Below are 3,276 nucleotides of genomic sequence, written 5' to 3' on the forward strand. Positions count from 1 at the left end.
TTCAGAAGTTATCCACATTTTTTTAAATATTATAATATCCTTAAGCGTAAAAAAAGATAAACCCTAATTGGTTTATCTTTTTTATTTTATTAAGCTATATTTTTAGAATCTTTGTTTTTCACAAATTTATTTTTATTTAACATAAATAATACAAATAATACTATTGCAGCAACTACACCTACTCCATTAGAGAACATAGCATTTAATCTAAATCCTTCTGGTGCTTGTAATATATAAGATACACATACAGAACTCATAAATGTTGCCGGTATTAAAGATATCCAGTAATTAGCTTCATTTTTTATTAAGTATACTGTCGCTGTCCATAAGAATATAGTAGCTAATGTTTGGTTAGACCAAGCAAAGTATCTCCATATTATATTGAAATCTATAGTAGTTAAGAATACACAAACTGCAAATAGTGGTATTGCTAATTTAAATCTGCTTAATAATCCGTCTTGCTTTATATTGAAAGCATCAGCTATTGTAAGTCTTGCACTTCTAAATGCTGTATCTCCACTTGTTATAGGACAAGCAACAACACCAAGTACTGCAAGAACTGCACCTATTGGACCTAATAACTCTTTAGATATATGACTTACAACTCCTGATTGACCTCCGAAGCTATCAAGAGCCGATTGTATAACTCCACTTTCTCCAAAGAATGCTATTGTAACTGCACACCATATTAAAGCCACTATACCTTCTACAACCATTGCTCCATAGAATACTCTTTTACTTTCACTCTCTCTATTTATACATCTTGCCATCATAGGTGATTGTGTAGAGTGGAATCCTGATAAAGCTCCACAAGCTATAGTTGTAAATAAGAATGGGAATATAGATAATCCACTTGGATGTAAGTTTTGTAATGTCATTTCAGGCATTACCATACTTCCATTAAAGTGTCCTATTATCATAGCTCCTGCTAAACCTATTGCCATAAATAATAAAGATGCACCAAATATTGGATATATTTTACCTATAACCTTATCTACTGGTAAAACTGTAGCAACTATGTAGTATATTATTATTAAAACTACCCATATATTTTTATCAATTCCTGTCATAGATGTTAATAATCCTGCCGGAGATGTAACGAAAACTGTACCAACTAATATTAATAGTATAACAGAGAATACTCTCATTACCTTTTTCATTCCATCGCCTAAGTATATACCAACTATTTCAGAAACAGAAGTACCATCATGTTTCATAGATATAACACCTGATAAGTAATCATGTACTCCACCTGCAAATATAGTACCAAATGTTATCCATAAAAATGCTACTGGTCCAAATAATGCTCCCATTATAGCACCGAATATAGGTCCTGTACCTGCTATATTTAAGAATTGTATTAAAAATACTTTATACCAAGGCATTGGCATATAGTCAACACCATCTTCTAATCTAACTGCTGGTGTTTGATTGTCATCGCTTAACTTTGCGTTTTTATCTACGTATGTTCCATAAACAAAGTAGCCAATTATTAAAATTGCTAAACAAGATATAAATGTTATCATACCGTCTTCTCCTTTATTAATTTAAGTATCAATTATTATTTCATTTAGTATGATACATTATATTTTGTGTTTAATTTAGTTTTTTTACATGAAATGCATTATTTACTACATTAAATGCATTTATATGTTCATAATTATTCTAAAATCTTTAATTTTACTTCTACTAACAGGTATTTCTGAATTTATATCATCTAACTTTAATTTATACGTATTATTAAACCAAGGTATTATTTCATTTATCTTAGATACATTTACTATATAAGACCTGTGTGTTTTAAAAAATAGGTTTGTATCTAAATTTTTTTCAAATTCTTTTATAGATTCTTTTACGATATATTCACTATCTTTTGTATATACTATAGTTTCTCTTTCTCTAGCTTCACAGTAATATATATCTTTTATATTTACTACTCTTAACTTATCATTTTTCCATAAACTAATACTTGAAGCTTTTGATTTTTGAACAAACTTTTTTTCTTCTTCTAACTTGTTATCTATACTTATATTACTAGAGTAGCTTTTTTCTAGTTTATTTAACATAGATATTATCCTATCATCAGAATAAGGCTTTAATATATAATCAAACGCTTCTAACTCAAATGCATCTACTGCATGTTCTTTATATGCTGTTATAAATACTATCTTAGGTTTAAATTTGAAATTATTTATAGTTCTTGCAAGCAGCATACCCTCTAATAAAGGAATATTTATGTCTAAAAATATTACATCAACTATATTTTCTTGTATAAATTTTAATACTTCTACTCCATTGTCAAACTCATTTAATATCTCTATTTTACTAAAATTTTTTATAAAATATTTTAATTCTTCTCTAGCTGGAAATTCATCCTCTACTATAATTGCTTTCATAATATCTCCTCTATATATAAAATTCCATTTTAGTTCCAGGGTCTAATCTATATATATTTAAACCTTGTCCATATATTAATTTTAATCTTAAATGAACGTTATAAAGTCCAATTTTATTATCTGGCATTTCTCCACTATATACCTTTTTTATCACATCAAGATCTATAGCTATACCATCATTTTCTACCCATACTCTGGTATATCCATCTTCTTTCTTTACTCCAATAACTACAGTTCCACAACCACCATTTTTTCTTATTCCATGTATGATCGCATTTTCAACAAGTGGCTGTATTGTAAGACTTGGAATCTTTGCTTCTATATTTTCATCTATATCATATAAAACTGTAAGTTTATCTCCAAACCTTGCTTTTTCTATTTCTACATATGCTTTTACTTGCTCTAATTCTTTATTTATATCTATTAAGTTATCATTTACTTCCAGATTGTATCTCATATAAGTAGATAAATTTATAATAAGCTTTCTTGCTTTATCTGGATTAATTCTAATAAATGAAGTTATAGTATTTAATGCATTAAATAAAAAATGTGGATTAATTTGTCTTTGTAAAGCTTTTATCTCTGATTTTTTCCTTTCATTTTCTATCTTTTCTATTTTTGATATTTCCATAAGTGTTGAAATAATTTGTGATAAACCTATAGCTAAAGATTTTTTAGAATGACTCATATCATATTTCTTTGCATAGTAAATCTTCAATGTACCAACTACACCTTGAGAATCTGTTAATGGTATTATCATAGCAGTCTTTAAATCTGCTTTTTCACTTATTGAACTTTCCTCTTTTTTTACTTGTATATTTAAAATTTTATTTTCTTTTATTGAGCATTTAGTTATATTACTAATTTCTGTATAAGGAGC

At 27.4% G+C, this 3,276-nt stretch carries 3 protein-coding genes; all 3 read right to left on the minus strand.

The window, feature by feature from the left end; genetic code table 11:
* Positions 1–89: 89 nt before the first annotated feature.
* Positions 90–1,526, minus strand: coding sequence for a carbon starvation protein A (locus Q5F54_RS12215; RefSeq protein WP_281538501.1), 1,437 nt, complete (start codon positions 1,524–1,526; stop codon positions 90–92).
* 120 nt (positions 1,527–1,646) lie between these two features.
* On the minus strand, positions 1,647–2,396 hold the full coding sequence (locus Q5F54_RS12220; RefSeq protein ID WP_281538502.1) for a LytTR family DNA-binding domain-containing protein: 750 nt from the start codon (positions 2,394–2,396) through the stop codon (positions 1,647–1,649).
* Between the two features lie 10 nt (positions 2,397–2,406).
* Positions 2,407–3,276: sensor histidine kinase (locus Q5F54_RS12225; protein WP_302334516.1), on the minus strand; the 870-nt coding region annotated here is incomplete at its 5' end.

It is taken from the genome of uncultured Romboutsia sp. (genome assembly GCF_958366745.1).
Classification (GTDB): domain Bacteria; phylum Bacillota; class Clostridia; order Peptostreptococcales; family Peptostreptococcaceae; genus Romboutsia; species Romboutsia timonensis.

Bases quoted from the DNA above. Each gene is read 5' to 3' on its own strand.
- Q5F54_RS12215 (WP_281538501.1), bottom strand. From the start codon at position 1,526: ATGATAACATTTATATCTTGTTTAGCAATTTTAATAATTGGCTACTTT.
- Q5F54_RS12220 (WP_281538502.1), bottom strand. From the start codon at position 2,396: ATGAAAGCAATTATAGTAGAGGATGAATTTCCAGCTAGAGAAGAATTA.